Here is a 20840-nt window from a genome sequence, read left to right as displayed (position 1 = left end):
CGCCGCAGGGGCCGCTGACGCAGGGGCCATCAACGCGTCCGGCGCCACCACCTCCGACGCGGTCGCCGCCGCGTCGGCCGCGATGGCGACCTCGTCGCCGCTGCTGCGCCTGCATCGCGACGACAACGTCCTGATCGCGCGCCAGGTGTTGACGCTGGGTCAGGAGCTGCCGGAATTCGGTCTGCGCCTGAAGGCGCAGGTGCCGGCCGGTCACAAGATCGCGGCGCGCCGCATCGCCGCCGGCGAGCCCATCCGCAAGTACAACGCCGTGATCGGCGTCGCCGCGCGCGACATCGAGCCCGGCGACTACGTGCACGCGCACAACATTGCGCTGGTCGAGTTCGACCGCGATCCGGCCTTCGGCGCCGACGTGAAACCCGTCGACTATCTGCCCGAGTCGGAGCGCGCCACCTTCATGGGCATCGTGCGCGCCGACGGCCGCGTGGCGACACGCAACTTCATCGGCATCCTGGCTTCGGTGAACTGCTCGTCGACGGCGATCAACCGCATCGCCGAGCATTTCACGCCGGAGCGCCTGAAGGACTTCCCCAACGTCGACGGCGTGGTCGCCTTCGCGCAGACGACCGGCTGCGGCATGTCGTCGCCCAGTCCCCACTTCGACCTGCTGCGCCGCACGATCGCCGGCTATGCGAAACATCCCAACCTGGGCGGCGCGCTGATCGTCGGGCTCGGCTGCGAGCGCAACCAGGTCGCCGGCCTGATGGAATCGCAACACCTGGTCCCCGGCGAAACGCTGAAGACGCTGGTGATGCAGGACACCGGCGGCACGCGCGCCACCATCGAGGCCGGCATCCGCGCCGTCGAGGCCATGCTGCCGATCGCCAACCGCGTGACGCGGCAGCCGGTCAGCGCGTCGCACCTGAAGATCGGGCTGGAGTGCGGCGGCTCGGACGGCTTCTCCGGCATCGGCGCCAACCCGGCGCTGGGCGCGGCGATGGACATCCTCGTGCGCCACGGCGGCACCGCCATCCTGTCGGAGACGCCGGAGATCCACGGCGTCGAATACATGCTCACCCGCCGCGCGGTCACGCCCGAAGTCGGCCAGAAGCTGCTCGACCGGCTGGCCTGGTGGGAGGAATACACCCGCGGCCAGAACGGCCAGTTCAACGGCGTCGTCGGTCCCGGCAACCAGGCCGGCGGACTCGCCAACATCTTCGAGAAGTCGCTGGGCTCCGCGATGAAGGGCGGCACCACGCCGCTGCAGGAAGTCTACGAATACGCCGAGCCCATCGAGCAGTCGGGCTTCGTGTTCATGGATTCTCCGGGCTACGACCCGGTGGCCGTCACCGGCCAGATCGCCAGCGGCGCCAACCTGATCTGCTTCACCACCGGGCGCGGCTCGATGTTCGGCTCCAAGCCGGCGCCGACGATCAAGCTCGCGAGCAACACGCCGATGTTCACGCGCCTCGAAGAGGACATGGACATCAACTGCGGCCTGGTCATCGACGGCGCGCTGACCATCGAGCAGATGGGTCAGCAGATCTTCGAGCACATCCTGCGTTCCGCATCGGGCGAGCTCACGAAGAGCGAGCTGCTCGGCCTCGGCGACCACGAGTTCGTGCCCTGGCATCTGGGCATCGTGAGTTGAGCGCTTCGCCCTGGCGCTTCTGCCTTCCGCCTCCTGCTTCCGCTTCCTGATCCCGAGGTCTCCATGCAGACGAAGAACCACATTGCCGGTCGCTGGTGCGACGCGGCCGCGGGCGACCGCTTCCCGGTCGTCGATCCCGCCGATGACAGCCTCATCACCGAGGTCCCGGACAGCCGGGCCGACGACGCGCGCGGCGCGGTCGACGCCGCTCATGCGGCGTTCTCCACCTGGCGCACCGTGCCGGCGAAGCAGCGCGCGGCCATCCTCAAGCGCTGGAACGATCTGATCCTGCGCGACCAGGACCGCCTGGGCGCGTTGATCTCGCAGGAGCAGGGCAAGCCGCTGGCGGAAGGCCGCGCCGAGGTCGCGTATGCAGCCAGCTACGTCGAATGGTTCGCCGAGGAAGCCACGCGCTCCAACGGCGAGGTGATCCCCGCACCGGTGCAGGGGCGTCGCATGCTCGCGCTGCGCGAGCCGGTCGGTGTCGTCGCCGCGATCACGCCGTGGAACTTCCCCGCCGCGATGATCGCCCGCAAGATCGCGCCCGCGCTGGCCGCCGGTTGCACCGTCGTCGCCAAGCCGGCCGAGGACACGCCGCTGACCTCGCTGGCGCTGGTGGAGCTCGCCGTCGAAGCCGGCCTGCCGCCGGGCGTGCTCAACATCGTGTGCGCCTCGCGCGAGCGCACGCCGGAAGTCGTCGACGTCTGGCTGGCCGACGCGCGGGTGCGCAAGATCACCTTCACCGGCTCCACGCCGGTCGGCAAGCACCTGGCGCGCGAGTCGGCCTCGACGCTGAAGAAGCTGTCGCTGGAACTCGGCGGCAACGCGCCCTTCATCGTCTTCGACGACGCCGACGTCGACGCCGCCGTCGAGGGCCTGATGGCGGCCAAGTTCCGCAACGGCGGCCAGACCTGCGTGTGCCCGAACCGCGTGTTCGCGCAGGCGGGCATCCACGACCTGTTCGTCGAGAAGCTCGCGGCGCGTGTGCGGGCGCTGAAGGTCGGACCGGCCAGCCGTCCCGACTCGCAGATCGGCCCGATGATCAACGCCCGCGCGCTCGACAAGATCGAGCGCCACGTCGACGACGCCGTCGAGCACGGCGCCCTGGTCATCACCGGCGGCGAGCGCGTGCGCAACGACGTCGCGACAGGCCCCAACTACTTCGCCCCGACCGTGCTGACCGGCGCGACGACGGCGATGCTGCTGTGGCACGAGGAGACCTTCGGCCCGGTCGTGCCGGTGTTCCGCTTCGAGTCCGAGGACGAGGTCGTCGCCGCCGCGAACGACACGCCCTTCGGCCTGGCGGCCTACTTCTATACGCGGGACATCGCGCGCGCCTGGCGCGTGGCGGACGCGCTGGAAAGCGGCATCGTCGGCCTCAACGAAGGCGCGATCGCGGCCGAGTCCGCGCCCTTCGGCGGCGTCAAGGAATCCGGCTACGGCCGCGAGGGTTCCACGCACGGACTCGACGACTACCTCCGCATCAAGTACGTTTGCCAGGGCGGACTGTCGTGAGCCCCTCCAGACCCTCCAGCGACTCGACGACCGCATCGCCGCCTGCCTCCATGAGCGCCTCCATGAACTTCTCCAACACCTTCAAGCAAGGCCTGGCCGCGCGACGGCCGCAGGTCGGCCTGTGGCTGTCGATGGCGCAGGCCTACAGCGCCGAGGTCTGCGCGACGGCCGGCTTCCAGTGGCTGCTGATCGACGGCGAGCACGCGCCCAACGAGCTGACCAGCACGCTGCAGCAGCTGCAGGCGGTGGCGCCCTACCCGGCCCATCCGGTGGTGCGCGCGGTCAACGCGGACAAGGACGGCATCAAGAAGCTGCTGGACATTGGCGTGCAGACGCTGCTGGTGCCGATGATCGACACGGCCGAGCAGGCGGCGGCGGTGGTCGCCGCGACGCGTTATCCGCCGTTGGGCGTGCGCGGCGTCGGCGCGGCGGTGGCGCGCGCGTCGCGCTGGGGCCTGCGTCGCCAGTACCTCGATGAAGCCGACGGCGAGGCCTGCGTGCTGGTGCAGGCCGAGACCGCGACGGCCCTGAAGAACCTCGCGGCGATCTGCGCCGTGGACGGCGTCGACGGCGTGTTCATCGGGCCGGCGGACCTGGCGGCCTCGATGGGCCATCGCGGCAACCCGACGCATCCGGACGTGCAGGCGGCCATCGACAACGCGATCCGCACCATCGTCGCCAGCGGCAAGGCCGCCGGCACGCTGACCGGCGATGCGAAGCTGGCCCGTCATTACCTGTCCCTGGGCGCGACCTTCGTGGCGGTCGGCATCGACGTCACGCTGCTCGCACAGGCCACGCGGCGCCTTGCGGCAGACTTCGACCTGGCCCCGCCGTTGCCGGCGCCGACCGGCTCGCCCTACTGACCCCTGTTGAATTCACGATCGAGAGCACGACCATGAGCAAGACGTACAAGATCGCCGTCATCCCCGGCGACGGCATCGGCAAGGAAGTGATGCCCGAAGGGCTGCGCGTGCTGGACGCCGCCGCGAAGCGCTTCGGCATCCAGTTCGAGTTCACCCACATCGAGTGGGCCAGCTGCGACTACTACGCCGAGACCGGCCAGATGATGCCGGACGACTGGAAGGCGCAGCTCGAAGGCCAGGACGCGATCTTCTTCGGCGCGGTGGGCTGGCCGGCGACGGTGCCGGACCACATCTCGCTGTGGGGTTCGCTGCTGAAGTTCCGCCGCGAATTCGACCAGTACATCAACCTCCGTCCGGTGCGCCTGTTCGAAGGCGTGCCCTGCCCGCTGGCCAACCGCAAGCCGGGCGAGATCGACTACTTCGTCGTGCGCGAGAACACCGAGGGCGAGTACACCAACCTCGGCGGCGTGATGTATGCGGGCACGGATCGCGAGATCGTGATCCAGGAATCGGTCTACTCGCGCTTCGGTGCGGACCGGGTGCTGAAGTACGCGTTCGATCTGGCGCAGAGCCGGGATCGCAAGCACCTGACGGTGGCGACCAAGAGCAACGGGATCGCGATCTCGATGCCGTGGTGGGACGGCCGCGCGGACGCGGTCGGCGCCGGGTATCCGTCGGTCACGGTGGACAAGCAGCACATCGACATCCTGAGCGCGCGCTTCGTGCTGCAGCCGGGACGCTTCGACGTGGTGGTGGCGTCCAACCTGTTCGGCGACATCCTGTCGGATCTGGGACCCGCGACGACCGGCACGATCGGGCTGGCGCCGTCGGCCAACCTGAACCCGGAGCGCAACTTCCCCTCGCTGTTCGAGCCGGTGCACGGCTCGGCGCCGGACATCTACGGCAAGAACATCGCCAACCCGGTCGCCATGATCTGGTCGGGCGCGCTGATGCTGCAGTTCCTCGGCGAGCAGGCCGCGCATGACGCGATCCTGAAGGCGATCGAAAAGACGCTGGCGTCGGGGCCGCGCACCGGCGACCTGGGCGGAACGGCGAACACGACGGAGATGGGCAAGGCGATCGCTGAGTTGATCTGAGTCGGGAAGAGCGCTTCAGTACTTCCACCGCCGCTGACCCTCACCCCTGCCCTCTCCCGCAAGCGGGAGAGGGAGTAAGAGAGACCGAGCGCGTCAGAGCCAGCCAGCCTTGCGGAAGCGCCAGAAGAGCACGCCGCAGGTCGCGGCGATGACGCCGAGCGCGACGGGATATCCGAAGCGCCACTTCAGTTCCGGCATGACTTCGAAGTTCATGCCCCAGATGCCGGCGAACGCCGTCGCGGCCGCGAAGATCCCGGCCCAGGCCGCCAGCCGCTTGGTCGTCTCCGAATCCTCGATCGCCGCCATCGACAGGTGGACCTGGATGACGGTGGTCGCGGTATCGCGCAGCGAGTCGAGCGCCGACTGCATGCGCTCCAGGTGGTCGTAGACATCGCGGAAGTACTCGCGGGTGTCTTCGCAGACCGGCGGCACGCGGCCGCGCACCAGCTTGCCGACGGCGTCGAGCAGCGGCGACACCGCATGCTTGACGACCGTCACGCGCTGCTTGAGCTCGTACACCCGGCGGATGTTCTCGCGCGTCACGCCCGGCTCGAAGATCTGCGACTCGATCGCTTCGAGCTCCGTCTCCAGCGCCTCGATCACCGGGAAGTAGCGGTCCACGACCGCGTCCATGATCGCGTACATCACGAAGCCCGGACCGCGCTTGAGCATGTGCGGCTCCTTCTCCGCGCGGGCGCGCACGCCCAGCAGGCTCTGCGCGACGCGATTGCGGATCGACAGCACGAAGTTGTTGCCGACGAAGATGGACACCTCGCCGGTGCAGAGCTCGTCCGTCGGCGTGAACTGCACCGTCTGCATCACGGCGAACAGGGTGTCGCCGTACTCCTCGACCTTGGGCCGCTGCTGCCCGTGCAGCGCGTCCTCGACGGCGAGTTCGTGGAGGTCGAACTCCTCCTTCATCGCGAGGACTTCTTCGGTCGACGCGTCGCGCAGGGCGACCCAGACGAAGCAGTCGGGCAGCTTGACGTACTCGCTGATCTCTTCCGGCTGGATATCGGCCAGCCGGCGGCCGTCGCGGTAGGCGACACAGTTGATGAGCATGGCTTGTCTCGCTTGTTCTGGAATGCAGGAACGCTCAGGGCGAGCGTAGCCCGTCCCGCATCAAGGTCGCATCAAGAGAAACCGAGGGGAAGCCGCCCAGTTCGGGGGGCTCAGTCGGGCAGCAGTTCCAGCACTTCGTCGCCGAGACCATCGCGCTCACCGGTGGGCCGCCAGCCGAGTCGGCGATAGAAACCGTGCGAGCGATGCGCCGGGTTGTCCGAGCAGCCGAGGAACAGGCGCTGATGCCCCAACCCGCGCAGATGTGCGACGGTGCGCTCCAGCAGCGCACGGCCGAGGCCGTGGCCCTCGTGCTCGGGCAGCAGCGCGAGCACGACGATCTCGCCGCTGCCGGCGTCGCCGAAGCAGTAGCCCGCGAGCACGCCGCCGGACTCGGCGACGAAGCCCGGGAGCTCGCCGTCGCGGACCTGGCCGGACCAGGACGCTTCCGTGATGCCGAGCTCGGCCAGACGGGAGGCGGGCACCGCGTTCTCGCGCGTGCGGCCACGCAGATCAATGCAGGCGACGATGTCGGCAGGCACGGCGGGGCGGATGAAGAAGCTCATGGGTCTTCGCGATTCAGCAGGTCGAGATAGGCGGTGTACACCAGGATGCGCTGGCCTGCCGTTCCGCACATCGTCCACCAAGTTTCACCCGGTCGCCATCGCCTGCGTGGGTCGCCATTCGACGAGCCGCCCGCCCGCCATCACGCCGATCCAGTCGCCCATGGCCTCGGCTTCGTCGGCATCGTGCGTGACCATGAGCGCGGTCTGGCCGGCATCGCGCAGGATGTCCCGCACTTCCGTCGCGAGCCTGTCCCGGGTCACCGCATCCAAGCTGGAGAACGGCTCATCGAGCAGCAGCAGGCGCGGCGACGGCGCCAGCGCGCGGGCGAGCGCCACCCGTTGCTGCTGACCGCCGGACAGCTCGTGAGGCATGCGCGATCCCAGTTCGTCGAGCCCGACCAGCGCCAGCAGCTCGCGCACACGATGATCGCGCTCGGCACCCGGCCGGCGGCGAAGGCCGAAGCCGACGTTGGCCGCCGCGGTCAGATGCGGGAACAGGGCGATCTCCTGGAAGAGCAGACCCACGCCACGGTGCTCCGGCTCGACGTGGACGCCGGGGCCGGACAGCACACGATCGCCGAGCAGGACCCGCCCCCCGCTCAGCGGCTCGAAGCCGGCGATCGCGCGCAGCGCCGTGCTCTTGCCGCACCCCGAGGGGCCGAGCAGGCAGGCGATGCCGCCCAGCGGCAAGGTCAGCGACAAGCCCTTCAGCACGGCGGCTTCGGCGCCCGGGTAGCGGACACGGAGGTCCTCGAGGGCGAGCGTGGTCATGGGACTTCTTTCATGGCGGCAGTGCGGCGGATGTTTTCGCCTCGAATCGGGCGTCCGACACAGGGGGCACAGACGGCTCGGGCGGCATTGTCGTCGCCGGCGCGGCGGGCTCCCGGCTCAGCAGCAGCACCGCCGGCAGGCCCACCGCCACGATCAGCAGCGCCGCGAGCGCGCCATGCTCGTAGCTCCCGCGCGCGGCTTCGGCGTAGAGCAGCGTCGGCAGGGTCTCGACGTTCGCCGGCCGCAGCAGCAACGACGCGGGGAGTTCCTTCATCACGTCGATGAAGACCAGCAAGGCGCTCGCCGTGAGCGCCGGACGCAGCAGCGGCAGATGCACGCGCCGCAGCGTGCCGAACGGCGTCTCGCCGAGGCTGCGCGCGACCTGTTCCAGCGGCGCCGGCAGACGCGCCAGCCCCGCCTCGACGCCGCCGATCGGCAAGGCAAGGAATCGCATCGCGCAGGCCACGACGAGCACCGCGCCGAGGCTCATCAGCGGCAGGCCCGGCAGGCCGAGCGCCCCGGCGATCCAGCCGTCCACGGCCAGCGCCGGCGGCAGCAGGCCGATCGCCAGGACCGTGCCAGGCACCGCGTAGCCCAATGCGGCGCTGCCCAGCCACCAGGCGCGGGCGCGTCCGGCGCCACCTGTGGAGCGGGCCGCCCAGGCGACCACCAGCCCCGCCGCGACAGCAATCGCCGTGACGCTCAAGGCGAGACCCGCCGAATGCATCGCGCCGGAGACGACCTCGCTCGACAGGCCGTGCCCCTCCGACGCCCGCTTCCAGGCCAACACCGCGAGATGCCCTGCGGGAAGCACGAAGCCGATCAGCACCGGCAGCAACGCCGCCGTCGTCGCGAGCCACGCTGAGGCTCCGCGAAGCCGACGCGGCGCCGCGGCGCGCATCGCGCGCAGGCTGCCGGCGCGCTGACGGCGACGTCCCTGCCGCTCCAGCCAGACCAGCAACGCGACCATCGCCAGCATCGCGCAGGCGATCTGCGCGGCCGCGCCGAGATCCGAGCGCGTCACCCAGGTCGTGTAGATCGTCGTGGTCAGCGTGCTCACGCCGAGGAACTCGGACGCGCCGACGTCGTTCAGCACTTCCAGCAGCACCAGCCCGACACCGACGGCGAGCGCCGGCCGCGCCATCGGCAGTGCGACGCGCCGGAACGCGCCCCACGGCCCTTCCCCGAGCAGTCGCGCCGCTTCCAGCAACCGCGCAGGCTGCGTCGCGAACATCGCGCGCATGCTCAGGTAGACGTAGGGATAGAGGACCGCCGACAGCACCAGCACCGCGCCGCCCATCGAGCGGGCGTCGGGCAACCGGAACTGGCGCGGCGAATCGAAGCCGAGCAGCGCGCGCACGGCGCCCTGGAACGGTCCGATCGGATGCAGCAGATCGACGTAGCTGTAGGCCGCGATATAGGTCGGCACCGTCAACGGCAGCAGCAGCGCCCAGCGCAGCACCGTGCGACCGGGGAAGTCGACGCGCGTCACCAGCCAGGCGCAGCCGGTGCCGACGACGGCCGTCAACAGGCCGACGCCGGCGAGCAGCGTCGCGGTCTGCGCGGCGGCGCGCGGCAGCACGTGCTCGAACAGGTGGGCCCAATGCGCGACCCCGGCGCCCAGCGCCGTCCACGCAAGCGCGACCAGCGGCGCCAGCACGACGAGCGCGACGGCCAGGGCCGTCAGGCGCCAGAGCGGACCGACCGCATGCGGCCGGTCGAAGACCCGCCTCACGCGATCACTGGTCGAAGGCGACCTTGTCGATCAGCAGGCTGGCCTGCTTGCGATGGCGCGCGATCTCCGTCAGCGGCAGCGGATCGGCCTTCAACGGGCCGATCGCCGACTGGATCAGCGGATCCAGCGTGACGCCGGTGCGCACCGGGTACTCGTAGTTGGTCTGCGCGTAGAGCTGCTGTGCCGGCTCGGACACGAGGAACTCCATCAGCGCCTGCGCGGCCGCCTTGTTCGGCGCGTGCTTCGCCACCGCGGCGCCGCTGATGTTGACGTGCGTGCCCGAGCCCTTCGCGAAGGTCGGCTTCAGCACCTGGATGCCGTCGCCCCACTTGCGCGCGTCGCTGCCGGGCTTGGACGCCTTCATCTGGCCGACGTAGTACGAGTTGGCCAGGCCGACATCGCAGATGCCGCCCAGGATGTCGCGCGCCACGTCGCGGTCGCCACCGGTGGGCTTGCGGCCGAGGTTGGCCTTCAGGCCGCGCAGCCACTGCTCGGTCCTGGCCTCGCCGTCGTGCGCGATCATCGCGGCGACCAGCGCGGTGTTGTACGGGTGCTGGCCCGAGCGCGTGCAGACCTTGCCCTTCCACTTCGGATCGGCCAGGTCCTCGTAGCGGATGGCCGTCGCCTTCAGGGCAGGATCGGCGTACAGCACGCGGGCGCGCACCGACAGCGCGGTCCACTGGCCGTCGGTGGCGCGCAGGTTGGCCGGCACGGCCGCGTCGACCTCGGCCGACTTCAGCGGCTGGGTCACGCCGCCCTCGACGAGGTCGATCAGGTTGCCGACGTCCACCGTCATCAGCAGGTCGGCCGGCGAGCGCGCGCCTTCGGCCTTGACGCGCTCCAGCAGACCGTCCTTCACGAACACGGTGTTGACCTTGGTCCCGGTCTTCGCGGTGAACGCGGACAGCAGCGGCTGGACCAGCGCGACCTCGCGCGTCGTGTAAAGCGTCAGCTCACCGCCGGCAGGCACGTTGGCCTGCGCAACACCTGGCACCAGGGCGACCGCGGACAGCGCGACCGCCGCGGCGGCGCCGATCGGACGGACATGGAAGCGGAACGAGGGAGTGGCGCGGCGCATCGTCTGGTCTCTTTCTCTGGCGTTGATGAGAACGACTCTCATCTGAGGAAGGCGCAATGTAGGCGCCCTGTCCGCCTGGCGGAAGGAGACAAAAGCTGCGAGGGTTCGCAGGGATTACCGGGTCCCGGACGGCAGCGACGAGGGCGGCCTTCCTTCAGCGTGCCTTCAGGCTGAGGTCAGACGAGGTCAGACCGCGCCGGCCGTCTGCGGCAGCGCCCGCGCGCCGGCGGCGATCACGTCGGAGATTTCCCCGATGATTTGCCGCAGCCAGCGCTGCGCCGGGTCCGGTTCGGCGCGGATGTGCCAGACCTGGCTGATGTCGATGCCGCGCAGCGCGAAGGGCAGGTTCCGGCAGGCGAGCTGGCCCGCGAAGCCGGTCGCCGGCACGAAGCTGTCCGGCAGCACCGTGATCAGGTCGGACTGCTGCACGGCCATGGTCCCGGTGAAGAAGCTGTTCACCGTCATGGCCACGCGGCGCTTGCGCCCGATCATGGCCAGCGCGTCGTCGACGAAGCCGTGCGCCCGGCCGGCGAAGCTCACGCGCAGGTGCGGCGCGGCGCAGTAGGCGTCCAGCGTCAGGGCGCCGGGCGCGGCCAGGGGGTGGTCGGCCCGCATGACGCAGACGTAGCGGCTGGCGTAGAGCGCCTCGCGCCGGAAGGCGGTGCTGTCGTCCTCGACCAGCAATTGCTCGGTCAGATCGGGGAAGAAGCCGATCGCCAGGTCCGCCCAGCCCTGCTCCAGCAGCTCGCGGGGGTCGCGGGTGGTCAGCGGCACCACGCGCAGGCCGACGTGGATGCCTTCCTCCAGGAAGCGCCGGCTCAGCTGCGGCACCACCAGCGCGGCGGTCGCGTCCGCCATCGCCAGCGTGAAGCTGACCGTGTTGCCGGCGGCGCGCGGGTCGAAGACCTGGGGTTCCAGCGCCTGCTGCAGCGCCGACAGGGCCCGGCGGACGACTGGCCAGAGCGACTGGGCGTGGGGGGTGGGCTCGACGCCGGTGGAGCTCGGGATGAAGAGTTCCTCGTGCGTGGCTTCCCGCAGACGTCTCAGGGCGTTGCTGACGGCGGGCTGGGTGATGGCCAGCCGGTGGGCGGCGCGGGTGACGTGGCGTTCTTCCATCACCACGTCGAAGACGCGCAGCAGGTTCAGGTCCAGCGTCCGGAAGTTGACGGGGCGGGGGGTGCTCATGGCCCGGATGCTAAATCCGTCACGGGTCATTTCCGGCAGTGATGACCCGATTCCCAAGTGCAATTGGCGTGCCGTACGTGAAAACCGCAATATGACGTCCATGGCGCAACGGCCACCCGCCAAGCGCCACCGAACATCACCTCAGAAGGGAACCGCCATGACCACCACCACGCTGAACATCCAAGTGATGGCTGCCGACGCAGCCCGGGCGCGCACCGCGAGCGCCGCCGGCGAGCGTCTGGTGAGCCTGGCCCTGCGCGCCGGCCACGCCGTCGTCGAATTCGTCCACGCCTCCATCGAGCTGCGTCCCCGCGAAGCCGTCCTGCAAGCCGCCGCCGAGCAGTCGGCCGAGCGTCCGGACCTGGCCTTCTCGCTGCGCCGCGTCGCCCGCAACGGCTGGATGATGTACTGAGTTTCTTCAGGACGCCTGACCAGCGTCCCTCCTGCAAGGAAAAGCCGGGCCGCGAGGTCCGGCTTTTTTCTTTGTCGCGCGGAAGCCGCAACAGGGTGTCGGGAGACAGCCTGGCTAGCAAGTTCAAGGCAGTCCGCGAGTCCAGATCCGTCAAACTGTCGGCCAACATGCCCCTGCTGGCCGGCCACTGCGCACCGCTCAGCTTCGGCGGCGTCGAGGCGAGCGACTACGTGGTGGCGATGCTCGGCGTGTACGAGCGCAACGACGTGTCCGTGGCCGTCGATCTTTTCGAATGGCTGTATCGAAGGTCGATGCAGAAATATCCGTGGATGTTGAGCTAACAATCGACGGATGTCCCACGTCTCCCTCCTCGACGCCGCCGGCTTCGCCGGCGCCCATGCGCTGGCGATCTACGGCGCGTTGCTGGTCCTGGTCACCGGCACGACCTGGCTGGTTGCGCGCGCGCTGCTGCCGGACCGCGGCGGACAGGCCGCCGCGCCCGAGCCGCTCTCTCCGGTCTCGCTGCTGCTGCGCTTCGCGGCCGGCTTCGCCTTCATCGTCGGCGGCGCATACCTGTTCGCCGAGATTGCCGAGGAGCTGCACACCGAGCAGACGCTCGGTCAGCTCGACGAGGCCTTCATCGTCGCGATGATCGAACAGGTGCCCGACCTCGCGCTGCATCTGTTCTACCTGATCACCTTCGTCGGCAACCGGGAAACGCTGATCACGCTCGGCCTCGCCGTGACGGTGGGCTTGCTCGTCCTGCGCCGCCGCGGACTCGCGCTCGGCTGGGCGCTGGCGATGCTGGGCAACGCCGCGCTCAATCCCACCTTGAAGCAGATCTTCGAACGCGCCCGCCCGGTGCATCCGACCCAGTGGCTCACCGAGGAGGGATTCAGCTTCCCCAGCGGCCACAGCTCCGGCTCGGTGATCGCGATGGGGATGCTGGCTTACCTCGCCGTGCGGTTGCTGCCCAGACGCTGGCATGTGACGGCCTGGATCGCGGCAGCGGCGCTGGCCTTCTCGGTCGGCGCGAGCCGCATCTTCCTGCGCGTGCATTTCCCCAGCGACGTGCTGGCCGGCTTCGCTTCAGGCGCCGCCTGGCTCACCGTCTCGATCGTGAGCATCGAACTCGCGCGCTGGGCAAGGCGAAGACGCGCCGGGCGTCAGGCCAGCGGCGTCGAGTTCACGCGCTGAAAGACGCCGGCCGTCTCGTCGACGTCCCAGCGTTCGACGACGGCCGTGCGCGCCGGGCCCGTCCGGATCACGTTGACCGAATTCGGGATCCCGCCGCGCACGCGGACGCTCAGCGCCGTGCCGGCCTGCACCGCCCAGACCGGGTGCGGCAGGTCCGTCCTTCGTTCGTGCAACGGCAACACGTAGGGCAGATGGATGTGGCCGCCGACGACGGCATCCGCGCCGGCCTCCGACCAGCGTCGCACCGCCTTCGCGTGGCCGCGCAACAGGTTGGAGACGTCCACGGTCTTGATCACCGCCACCGGCTGATGCACGGCCACGAGCCGCACCTGCCCGGGCTTCGCTCGCGCGATCCGCTGCGCGGTGCGCTCGACCTGCGGGTCGGACACCTCGCCGTTCTTGTGCCGGTAGCGGCGCGTCGTGTTGAGCGCGACGACCAGCAGGTCGTCGGTCTCGAACTCACCGTCCTCGGCGGGCCCGAACGCGCGCTCGTAGCGCTGGTAGGGATGCAGCAAACGCGTGGCCATCGCGTACAACGGGATGTCGTGGTTCCCCGGGATGACCAGCCGCGCCGGCACGCCGAGCTTCTCGACGAAGGCCTTCGCGCGCGAGAACTCGATGGGCCGCGCGCGCTGCGTGATGTCGCCGGTGATGAGGAGCAGGTCGGGCTTGAGCTCGCCGCACAGCCGCTCCAGCGCACCCACCGCCATCGGCCGCTCGGTGCCGAAATGCGGGTCGGACATCTGGAGCACGACCGTCATCGGCCGCTCTCCTGCGCCTGCCGGCGCTCTTCCGACAACCCATCGGGCCGGATCAGCATCAAGGGCTCCGGCGCGACCTCGAAGCGCACCGGCAGACGCATCCACAGCACCTCGCCGTCGGTGGCGACCTTCACGCGGCGTGCGCCGAATCTGCGGTTGCGCACGGTCAGGCGGGTGAAGGGGAAGTTGACGACCTGGTCCGCCTCCGCGAGCTTGCCCATCGCGCCGCGCGCGAGCACCTTCAGCAGCCCCCAGCGCCCGACCGGCTTGAGCATCACGCCGGCCAGCTCGCCGCGATCGATCGCCTGCGCTTCGGGCAGGCCGACCTGCTCCATCTGGAGCGCGTTGTTACCGACGAACACCGTCGGGGTCCGGACATTGCGCGGTTGCCCGTGCAACTCGATCGTCAAGCCGAGGCTGCGATGGCCGCGCAGGATGGTCGCCAGCACCGCGCCGACGGCGATCAGGCGGCTGCGGCCGAACTGCTTCTTCCAGACCTCGCGGTCCTCCAGCGACTGCGAGTAGAGCCCGAGGCTCGCATTGACGAGGAAGACCCGGTCGTTCAGCAGGCCCACCTGGACCGGCGAGGGGCTTTCATTGAGGAGCACACGCAGCGCGCCGTCGATGTCGGAAGGGATGCCGTGCGTCCGGGCGAAGTAGTTGAAGGTGCCGCGCGGCAGCACGCCGAAGGTGCAGCCGCTGCCGAGCACCTTCTGCGCCACGCAGTTGATGGTGCCGTCGCCGCCGGCGGCGACGACGACGCCGTCCACCTCGCGGGCCAGGCGGACGGCCTCGCGGGCGGTGTCGGCGAGCTGATTGGGGCTCTCGACGGGCAACAACTGGCACTCCCGCCCCGCGGCGCGGCAGGCGGCCTCGACGGCGGGGCCGACTTCATCCCGGTCCCCGCGGCCCGAGGCGCGGTTGAACACGACGAAGAGCGGAGGGAGGCGGGACGCGGTCGGCAGGGACATGGACGATGGGGCGCGCGACGAGGCGGAAAGCTGGAACGATAACCGTCCCGGCAAGCCGGACGCCCGACGCCCCTAGCCCGATGCCTTCCCGCGCCCTCCCCGCTCCCTGCCCGTCGCAGGCATGGCCCCGTCAGGCGCCGTAGCCCGGACGGGGCATGCCGCTCAGACGCCGCCGGGCAGCGGTGCGTCCGGATGCACCAGCTTGGTCTGACGCAGTTCGCGCCAGAAGTCCATGGGCACCTTCTCGTTCAGCGCCGCGCGATCTTCCGCGAGCCGGCTCGGCTGGCTGGCACCGGGAATCACGGCGGCAACCGCAGGATTTGCGAGCGAGAACTGCAAGCCCGCCGCCTTCATGCTGATCCCGTGACGGTCAGCGATCGCCTTGATGCGGGCGACCCTGTCGAGGATGGCCGGCGTGGCGGGCGCGTATTCGAAGTTCGGCCCGCCGACCAGCGCACCGGAGCTGTACGGACCGCCGACGACGATGCCCAGCCCCTGCTTCGTGACCTCCGGCATCACGCGCTGGAGCGCGCGGTCGTGGTCGAGCAGCGTGTAGCGCCCGGCGAGCAGGAAGCCGTCGGGCCGCGCGCTGTCGAGCGCCATCACCAGCTCGATCGGCTCGACGCGGTTCACGCCCAGTCCCCACGCCTTGATCACGCCTTCGTCGCGCAACCGGTCGAGTGCCTTGAAGGCGCCCTTGCGCGCGCCTTCGAACACGCCCAGCCACTCGTCGCCGTAGAAGTCCTGCGCGACGTCATGCACCCAGACGATCTCGATGCGATCGGTCTTCAGGCGCTTGAGGCTGTCCTCGATGGAGCGCAGCGTCGCGTCCTCGGAGTAGTCGTTGACGATCTTGTTGGGGCGGCCGTACTTGAAGACGTCGCCCTTCTCGCCGTTGTCGCGGGCGCTGACGTCCTCGACCTCGTCGAGGATCAGGCGGCCGACCTTGGTGCTGATGACGTATTCGTCCCGCGGGCGGCCGGCGAGCGCGTCGCCCATGCGGATCTCGGCCAGGCCGGCGCCGTAGAACGGGGCGTTGTCGAAGTAGCGGATGCCGTCGTTCCAGGCGGCGTCGACGGTGGCGCGGGCCTCGGCTTCCGGGATGTCGCGGAACATGTTGCCCAGCGGGGCGGTGCCGAATCCCAGCTTGCCGGGGAGGAGTTCTTTCAGAGCCATGGGAAGTCCTTTCAGGAAGAGCGTGTTCCCAATCTAGGGGCTGACCGGCGATTCATGAAATTGAATCGGTGAACTGCAGATATTTGCGGATCGCATGGGCCGCGTCTGCTGCTCATAAGGGCTAGCGGCCGCCGCGGAGGGCGACGTCTTCCAAGCCGATCACCAGGCGCCGTCCGAGCAACTGGACCGCCTCGGCGATACGCGGCAGCTTGGAGGCGTGATGGGGATCCAGCAACCGCCGGACTTCCTTTTCGTCGACGCCAAGCCGGCGCGCCAGTTGAACCTTAGACACGCTGGCGGACTGCATGGCGGCGTGCAAGGCAGCCTTGGCCACGGTCTCCGGCGGCGGCGACACGAGATGTTCACGACGACGGGCCCGCGTCGGTGCCGGAAAGGCGGCGCCCTCAGACATGTAGAGCGCAAACACCTCGTCCATGGCATCGCTGGCTTCACTTAGCGCGTGATCAACATCCTCGCCCTGTGTGATCAGTTCCGGCAGGTCCCGGCAAGTGACCACGAATCCGCCCTCGGATGCAGGCTCCAGATGCACGGCGTACTCGAATCGTTCCACGGCTTTCTCCTTCATAGGTCAGTGACGCGAATTCCGAGCTGAGTGCGCATGGCATGCAGCATCCCCGTCTTCAATTCGTCTTTCGGATTGCGGACAGTCGTCCTTGTCTTCCCCAGGAACAGCACTTGGTGGCTCCCCTTTCCTCGCTTGGCGTCCAACTGAACCGGTACGCCGCGCGTGCGTGCGAGCGCTCGCACTCGCCTGATGAATTCGTTGCCGGTCATGCAACGAACTCTCGGACAATTATGTCCGATTCATCAATGACTGCAACTCGTGGAGTTCAGCCGCTCTCACACAGAAATCAGGGTCAGAACTACAGATTCAGGAGGGTTGAACCTCTTAGGTTCAATCCTGGCCGCCCATAAGCGCCGTCACCAACGCGATCACCCCCGGCTGCTCCAGCGCCTGCGCCGTATGGCAGAGCATCAGCGTCCTGCGGGCCCACGGCTCGTCGAGACTGGCGATATGGACGCCCTCCGTCCGCTCGCGTTCCGCCGCGCTGCGCGACATCACTGCCACGCCGGCCCCGGCTTCGACGAGCCGGACGATCGCCTCGAAGCCGGACACGCGCACGCGGTGATGCGGCACGCGGCCGCTGCGTGCGGCCTGCGCGAGCAGATAGCGGCTCAGTCCGGCGTCGGCGCCGAGGCCGACGAACGGACGGTCCAGCAGTTCGATGAAACGCACGCTCTTTGGCGCCCGTCCCCGCCTGACGGCGGGCAGCAGCGCGACCAGCTCGTCCTCCACCCAGGGCCGCGCCGTCAGCCCCGTCGTGTCGACGTGGTTCGTGACGATCACGACGTCGGCGACGCCTTCGCGCAAGGCCTGCAGCGCGGCGTCGCTGGGCGCCTCCTGCAGTTCGACGTCGATGTCCGGATGCTCCGCGAGGAAGCGGCCGAGCCGCGGCGGCAGCGCCTCGACCAGCGCGGCCGTGTTGCCGAGCAGGCGCACCGTGCCGCGCAGCCCGCGGCCGAAGGCCGACATCTCGATGTGCAGCGAATCCAACTCGGACAGCACCCGCCTGGCCTGGCGCGACAGCGCGCGACCCGCGTCGGTCGCCACCACCCCGGACTTGGAGCGATCCAGCAGCCGCACGCCGACCCGGTGCTCCAGGCCTTTCAAGCGCGCACTCGCGGCGGCGAGCGACAGGCTCATCGCCGCCGCGCCGGCGGTGATCGAGCCGTGCACGACGACCGCCTCGAACAGCTGCAGGTCGAAGGGATCGACGCGGTAGTCGATCGGGCGGGCGGTGGTGCGCGTTGCGGTCATCGAGGCGTTCCAGGTCCTGCGGTCTTCGAGGTCATCCTCTTGCAAACACGAAGGATATCCGCCGCACATCGAGATCGACAGCGTCGCGCCTCCACTCGAAGATCCGCCGCATGGCTTCCACCTCCTTCGCGGCGCTCGCACCCTGGCTCGGCATCGGACTCGTCTTCGTCCTGGCCGGCGGCGTCAAGGGCGTCACCGGCATGGGCCTGCCGACCGTCGCCATGAGCCTGCTCGGCCTGTGGATGGCGCCCGCGCAGGCCGCGGCGCTGCTGGTGATGCCGTCGCTGGTCACCAACATCGCGCAGTGCCAGGGACCGGCCTGGCGACGCATCGTCACGACGCTCTGGCCCGTGTGGCTCGGGATGATCGTCAGCACCGTCTGGGGACCCGACCTGAGTTCGATCGCGCCTATCGACGCGCGGCTCGCGCTGGGCGTCATCCTCGTCGCTTACGGCCTGTGGGGGCTGTGGAAACCGGTCGTGCCGCAGGTGTCGCCGCACGCGTGGTGGATCGGCCTGGCCGCCGGACTGGCGACCGGCTTCGTCACCGCGTCGACCGCCGTCTTCGCGCTGCCGCTGGTGCCCTACCTCCAGGCGCTGCGGCTGGACAAGGACACGATGATCCAGGCACTCGGCTTGTCCTTCACCGTCGCGACGCTGTCGCTGGCCGCTCGGCTGCATTCGTTCGAGAGCGGGTCGGTGCTGACAGTGTCCTCGCTGGTGGCGCTCGCCGCCGCGTTCGCCGGACTGGGCGTCGGCGCCGCCGTGCGGGCGAGGATCAGCCCGACGACTTTCCAGCGCGCGCTGTTCGTCGTGTTCATCGCGCTCGGCATTGCGAACCTGTGGCGTGGCCTATGAACGCGCGGGATGAACGCTGCGAGCTGGCGGCGCTACTGGAGCGCGCCTACCGGCTCGCCCTGTGGCTGCACGACGCGGAACGCGTCGATCGCATGGACACGCCGGGCGAACCCGACGCCTCGCAGGCGAGCTTCGCGGTGCACGTCGCCTCGTCGGAGCTGGTGGACGTGCTCGACGAAGCCCGTGCGCGGCTGGTCGCCGGCGCGGGTCATGCGATCGGAACCGCGACCGATCCCTCGATCGATCCGGCGATCAACCCAGCCGGAATGCCGACGCCAGCTCGTTCATCCGCTCCGCCTGATCGTTGAGCGAGGCGGCCGACGCGGCGGCTTCCTCGACCAGCGCGGCGTTCTGCTGGACCATGCGTTCGACATCGGTGAAGGTGCCGCGCAGCTGCTGGAGGCTGATCGCCTCCTCGGCCACCTCATGCGCGATGCGCTCGATCTCGGCGCTGACCCGGCCGATGCCGCGCTCGATGCCGGCGATGGCCGTGCCCGCGGCCTGCACTTCGGCCTGACCGCGTTCGACGCGCGTGACCGACTCGCCGATCAGCACCTTGACCTCGCCGGCCGCGCCCGCGCTGCGCTTGGCCAGGTTGCGCACCTCGGCCGCGACCACGGCGAAGCCGCGGCCCTGCTCGCCGGCGCGCGCCGCTTCGACGGCAGCGTTCAGCGCCAGGATGTTGGTCTGGAACGCGATCGTGTCGATCACCGAGACGATCTCCGACATGCGCTTGGAGCTCGCGCCGATCGAGCTCATCGTCTCGACGAAGCCCTGCACCATGCGGCCGCCGGCGGCCGCACTGGCGCTGGCCTCGTCGGCCAGCCCGCGCGTGCGCACGGAAGCCTGCGCCGTGCCGTCCAGCGTCTCCGACAGCCGCTGCACGTTGCTCGACGCCTCCTGCACGCGCGCAGCGGCGTGCTCGCTGCGCACGCTGAGGTCCTGGTTGCCGGAGGCGATCTCGTCGGCGGCACCGTGGATCTCACCCGATGCGACTTGCATCTGCGTCACCAGACCACGCAGCCGATCGCGCATCGAGCGGATCGCATCGAGCATCCGACCGAGGTCGTCGTTGGTATGCCACGACGACTCCGCGGTCAGATCGCCTTGCGCGATGCGCTCGGTCAGCGTCTCGGCCTCGCGGATCGGACGCCAGACGCCGAGCAGCGTGCGCCACAGCACCAGACCCATGGCGATCAGCCCGCCGATCACGACGACGGTCGTCAGAAGGAAGCGGTGCGCGACGGCGGACTCGCTGTCGTCGAGCCGCTGCGCGAGCGTGTCCATCACGCGCGCCGAGAGCTCCGACTGCAGCACCGCGCCCTTCTTCAGCGTGGCGACGAGTTGATCGAGCGGGTAGTTCACATCCTTCGCCGACGCGTCGAGCGCTTCTAGCACGACCTGGCGCTGCTGGGCGACGCGCTGCAGCGTCTCGGCGTAGTCGGCGGCGTGCGCTTCATCGGCGACGGCGGCCTGGCGCAGCGCGGCATTGAGCTGGCGCAGGTCCGCGCGGTAACGCCCGGCGGCATTGCCGACCGCAGCGACGTCGTCCACCGCGGCGGCGGCGCCGATCGCGCCGAGCTCCGCCAGCGTGTCGGTCAATTGGGGCGCGACTTGCAGACCGGCGACGACGTTGAAGTAGGTGGCGCCGTCTTGCTGCATCAGCAGCCCGGAGCGCGCATTCAGTTGCGCCACCGCATCGAAGATCGCATCGAACACGACGCGGTACTGGGGCGTCTGGACCTGGAGCATCTGGCTCACGCCTTTCGCGTGGAGCGCCTTGAACTGCTCGCGGACTTTCGTCGCTTCTTCAGTCAGCGCATCGCTGTGGCGCACGTTGTCGAGTTCGGCGAGTACTGCTTCGAAGTCCTTCTCGATCTTCGCAGCGGCGGCGTCGCGGGCGGCGGCTTGTTCCGGATGACTGGACGCCGTGGCTGAGGCGAGCCGGTGTTCGGACAGATCGGCGATCACGCGCTGCCAGGCCTGGTTGGCGGGGAGCGCGGCGCGTTGCGCCTTGACGGTGCGCAGCGCTTCCAGGAGGTTGAAGCCCAGCTGCGCGGTGGGCAGCAGGCAGACGGCGCCGCACAGGAGCGCGACGACGGCGAGACGGTGTTTGAGAGACATGCGGCGGGACCTTGGGAGGCCGGT

General features: G+C 69.6%; 22 protein-coding genes. 9 read left to right on the top strand and 13 right to left on the bottom strand.

Going from position 1 to position 20840, the window contains the following annotated elements; translation table 11 throughout:
* The first annotated feature begins 82 nt into the window (after positions 1-82).
* From ACQZ13_RS06260 to ACQZ13_RS06245, 4 genes are all read left to right on the top strand, one after another.
* Complete coding sequence (locus tag ACQZ13_RS06260; protein WP_431053141.1) at positions 83-1609, top strand: UxaA family hydrolase; 1527 nt, start codon at positions 83-85, stop codon at positions 1607-1609.
* 63 nt (positions 1610-1672) lie between these two features.
* Positions 1673-3124, top strand: a complete 1452-nt coding sequence (locus tag ACQZ13_RS06255; RefSeq protein WP_431050351.1) for an NAD-dependent succinate-semialdehyde dehydrogenase — start codon at positions 1673-1675, stop codon at positions 3122-3124.
* Positions 3125-3186: 62 nt separating this feature from the next.
* Entirely contained in the window at positions 3187-3987 is an 801-nt protein-coding gene (gene hpaI / locus ACQZ13_RS06250) for a 4-hydroxy-2-oxoheptanedioate aldolase (RefSeq protein ID WP_431050350.1), read from the top strand.
* Positions 3988-4019: 32 nt separating this feature from the next.
* Entirely contained in the window at positions 4020-5084 is a 1065-nt protein-coding gene (locus tag ACQZ13_RS06245) for a tartrate dehydrogenase (protein WP_431050349.1), read from the top strand.
* 93 nt (positions 5085-5177) lie between these two features.
* On the opposite strand, the gene corA is transcribed toward ACQZ13_RS06245, so the two are convergent.
* From corA to ACQZ13_RS06215, 6 genes are all read right to left on the bottom strand, one after another.
* Entirely contained in the window at positions 5178-6146 is a 969-nt protein-coding gene (gene corA, locus ACQZ13_RS06240) for a magnesium/cobalt transporter CorA (RefSeq protein ID WP_431050348.1), read from the bottom strand.
* Between the two features lie 110 nt (positions 6147-6256).
* Positions 6257-6709, bottom strand: a complete 453-nt coding sequence (locus ACQZ13_RS06235; protein ID WP_431050347.1) for a GNAT family N-acetyltransferase — start codon at positions 6707-6709, stop codon at positions 6257-6259.
* An 84-nt stretch (positions 6710-6793) separates the two neighbouring features.
* Complete coding sequence (locus ACQZ13_RS06230; RefSeq protein ID WP_431050346.1) at positions 6794-7480, bottom strand: ABC transporter ATP-binding protein; 687 nt, start codon at positions 7478-7480, stop codon at positions 6794-6796.
* A gap of 10 nt (positions 7481-7490) precedes the next feature.
* Complete coding sequence (locus ACQZ13_RS06225) at positions 7491-9215, bottom strand: ABC transporter permease (RefSeq protein ID WP_431050345.1); 1725 nt, start codon at positions 9213-9215, stop codon at positions 7491-7493.
* 4 nt (positions 9216-9219) lie between these two features.
* Positions 9220-10293: a Fe(3+) ABC transporter substrate-binding protein gene (locus ACQZ13_RS06220; protein WP_431050344.1), complete on the bottom strand. Its 1074-nt coding sequence runs from the start codon at positions 10291-10293 to the stop codon at positions 9220-9222.
* 186 nt (positions 10294-10479) lie between these two features.
* Complete coding sequence (locus tag ACQZ13_RS06215; protein ID WP_431050343.1) at positions 10480-11478, bottom strand: LysR family transcriptional regulator; 999 nt, start codon at positions 11476-11478, stop codon at positions 10480-10482.
* 157 nt (positions 11479-11635) lie between these two features.
* On the opposite strand from ACQZ13_RS06215, the gene ACQZ13_RS06210 reads away from it, so the two are divergent.
* The 3 genes from ACQZ13_RS06210 (at position 11636) to ACQZ13_RS06200 (ending at position 13087) form a co-directional block, all read left to right on the top strand.
* A complete protein-coding gene (locus tag ACQZ13_RS06210; protein ID WP_431050342.1) occupies positions 11636-11890 on the top strand; it encodes a hypothetical protein in 255 nt (84 codons plus the stop codon).
* A gap of 167 nt (positions 11891-12057) precedes the next feature.
* Complete coding sequence (locus ACQZ13_RS06205; protein ID WP_431050341.1) at positions 12058-12231, top strand: hypothetical protein; 174 nt, start codon at positions 12058-12060, stop codon at positions 12229-12231.
* A gap of 10 nt (positions 12232-12241) precedes the next feature.
* Positions 12242-13087 (top strand): phosphatase PAP2 family protein, encoded by an 846-nt coding sequence (locus ACQZ13_RS06200; RefSeq protein WP_431050340.1) that lies wholly within the window; start codon positions 12242-12244, stop codon positions 13085-13087.
* Here ACQZ13_RS06200 and ACQZ13_RS06195 read toward each other — a convergent pair.
* The 6 genes from ACQZ13_RS06195 to ACQZ13_RS06170 form a co-directional block, all read right to left on the bottom strand.
* Positions 13057-13848, bottom strand: a complete 792-nt coding sequence (locus ACQZ13_RS06195; RefSeq protein ID WP_431050339.1) for a metallophosphoesterase family protein — start codon at positions 13846-13848, stop codon at positions 13057-13059. The two genes, ACQZ13_RS06200 and ACQZ13_RS06195, sit on opposite strands and share 31 nt — an antisense overlap.
* Positions 13845-14819: a diacylglycerol/lipid kinase family protein gene (locus ACQZ13_RS06190; RefSeq protein ID WP_431050338.1), complete on the bottom strand. Its 975-nt coding sequence runs from the start codon at positions 14817-14819 to the stop codon at positions 13845-13847. Before ACQZ13_RS06190 ends, ACQZ13_RS06195 begins: the two co-directional genes overlap by 4 nt.
* Before the next feature lie 162 nt (positions 14820-14981).
* A complete protein-coding gene (locus tag ACQZ13_RS06185) occupies positions 14982-15995 on the bottom strand; it encodes an aldo/keto reductase (RefSeq protein WP_431050337.1) in 1014 nt (337 codons plus the stop codon).
* A gap of 121 nt (positions 15996-16116) precedes the next feature.
* Positions 16117-16566 (bottom strand): type II toxin-antitoxin system HicB family antitoxin, encoded by a 450-nt coding sequence (locus ACQZ13_RS06180; RefSeq protein WP_431050336.1) that lies wholly within the window; start codon positions 16564-16566, stop codon positions 16117-16119.
* Between the two features lie 11 nt (positions 16567-16577).
* The gene (locus ACQZ13_RS06175) at positions 16578-16790 is read right to left on the bottom strand and encodes a type II toxin-antitoxin system HicA family toxin (protein WP_431050335.1); all 213 of its coding nucleotides are present in this window, start codon (positions 16788-16790) and stop codon (positions 16578-16580) included.
* Between the two features lie 121 nt (positions 16791-16911).
* Positions 16912-17835 (bottom strand): LysR substrate-binding domain-containing protein, encoded by a 924-nt coding sequence (locus ACQZ13_RS06170; protein WP_431050334.1) that lies wholly within the window; start codon positions 17833-17835, stop codon positions 16912-16914.
* A gap of 110 nt (positions 17836-17945) precedes the next feature.
* On the opposite strand from ACQZ13_RS06170, the gene ACQZ13_RS06165 reads away from it, so the two are divergent.
* On the top strand, positions 17946-18692 hold the full coding sequence (locus ACQZ13_RS06165; RefSeq protein WP_431050333.1) for a sulfite exporter TauE/SafE family protein: 747 nt from the start codon (positions 17946-17948) through the stop codon (positions 18690-18692).
* The gene (locus ACQZ13_RS06160) at positions 18689-19000 is read left to right on the top strand and encodes a hypothetical protein (RefSeq protein WP_431050332.1); all 312 of its coding nucleotides are present in this window, start codon (positions 18689-18691) and stop codon (positions 18998-19000) included. Before ACQZ13_RS06165 ends, ACQZ13_RS06160 begins: the two co-directional genes overlap by 4 nt.
* Here ACQZ13_RS06160 and ACQZ13_RS06155 read toward each other — a convergent pair.
* Positions 18945-20816, bottom strand: a complete 1872-nt coding sequence (locus ACQZ13_RS06155; RefSeq protein ID WP_431050331.1) for a methyl-accepting chemotaxis protein — start codon at positions 20814-20816, stop codon at positions 18945-18947. The two genes, ACQZ13_RS06160 and ACQZ13_RS06155, sit on opposite strands and share 56 nt — an antisense overlap.
* Between the last annotated feature and the right edge of the window lie 24 nt (positions 20817-20840).

The sequence above is a fragment of the Roseateles sp. L2-2 genome (genome assembly GCF_050613215.1).
GTDB classification, from domain to species: domain Bacteria; phylum Pseudomonadota; class Gammaproteobacteria; order Burkholderiales; family Burkholderiaceae_C; genus Roseateles; species Roseateles noduli.
The sequence above is the reverse complement of the archived record's forward strand: the minus strand, read 5'-3'. Positions and strand labels throughout refer to the sequence as shown.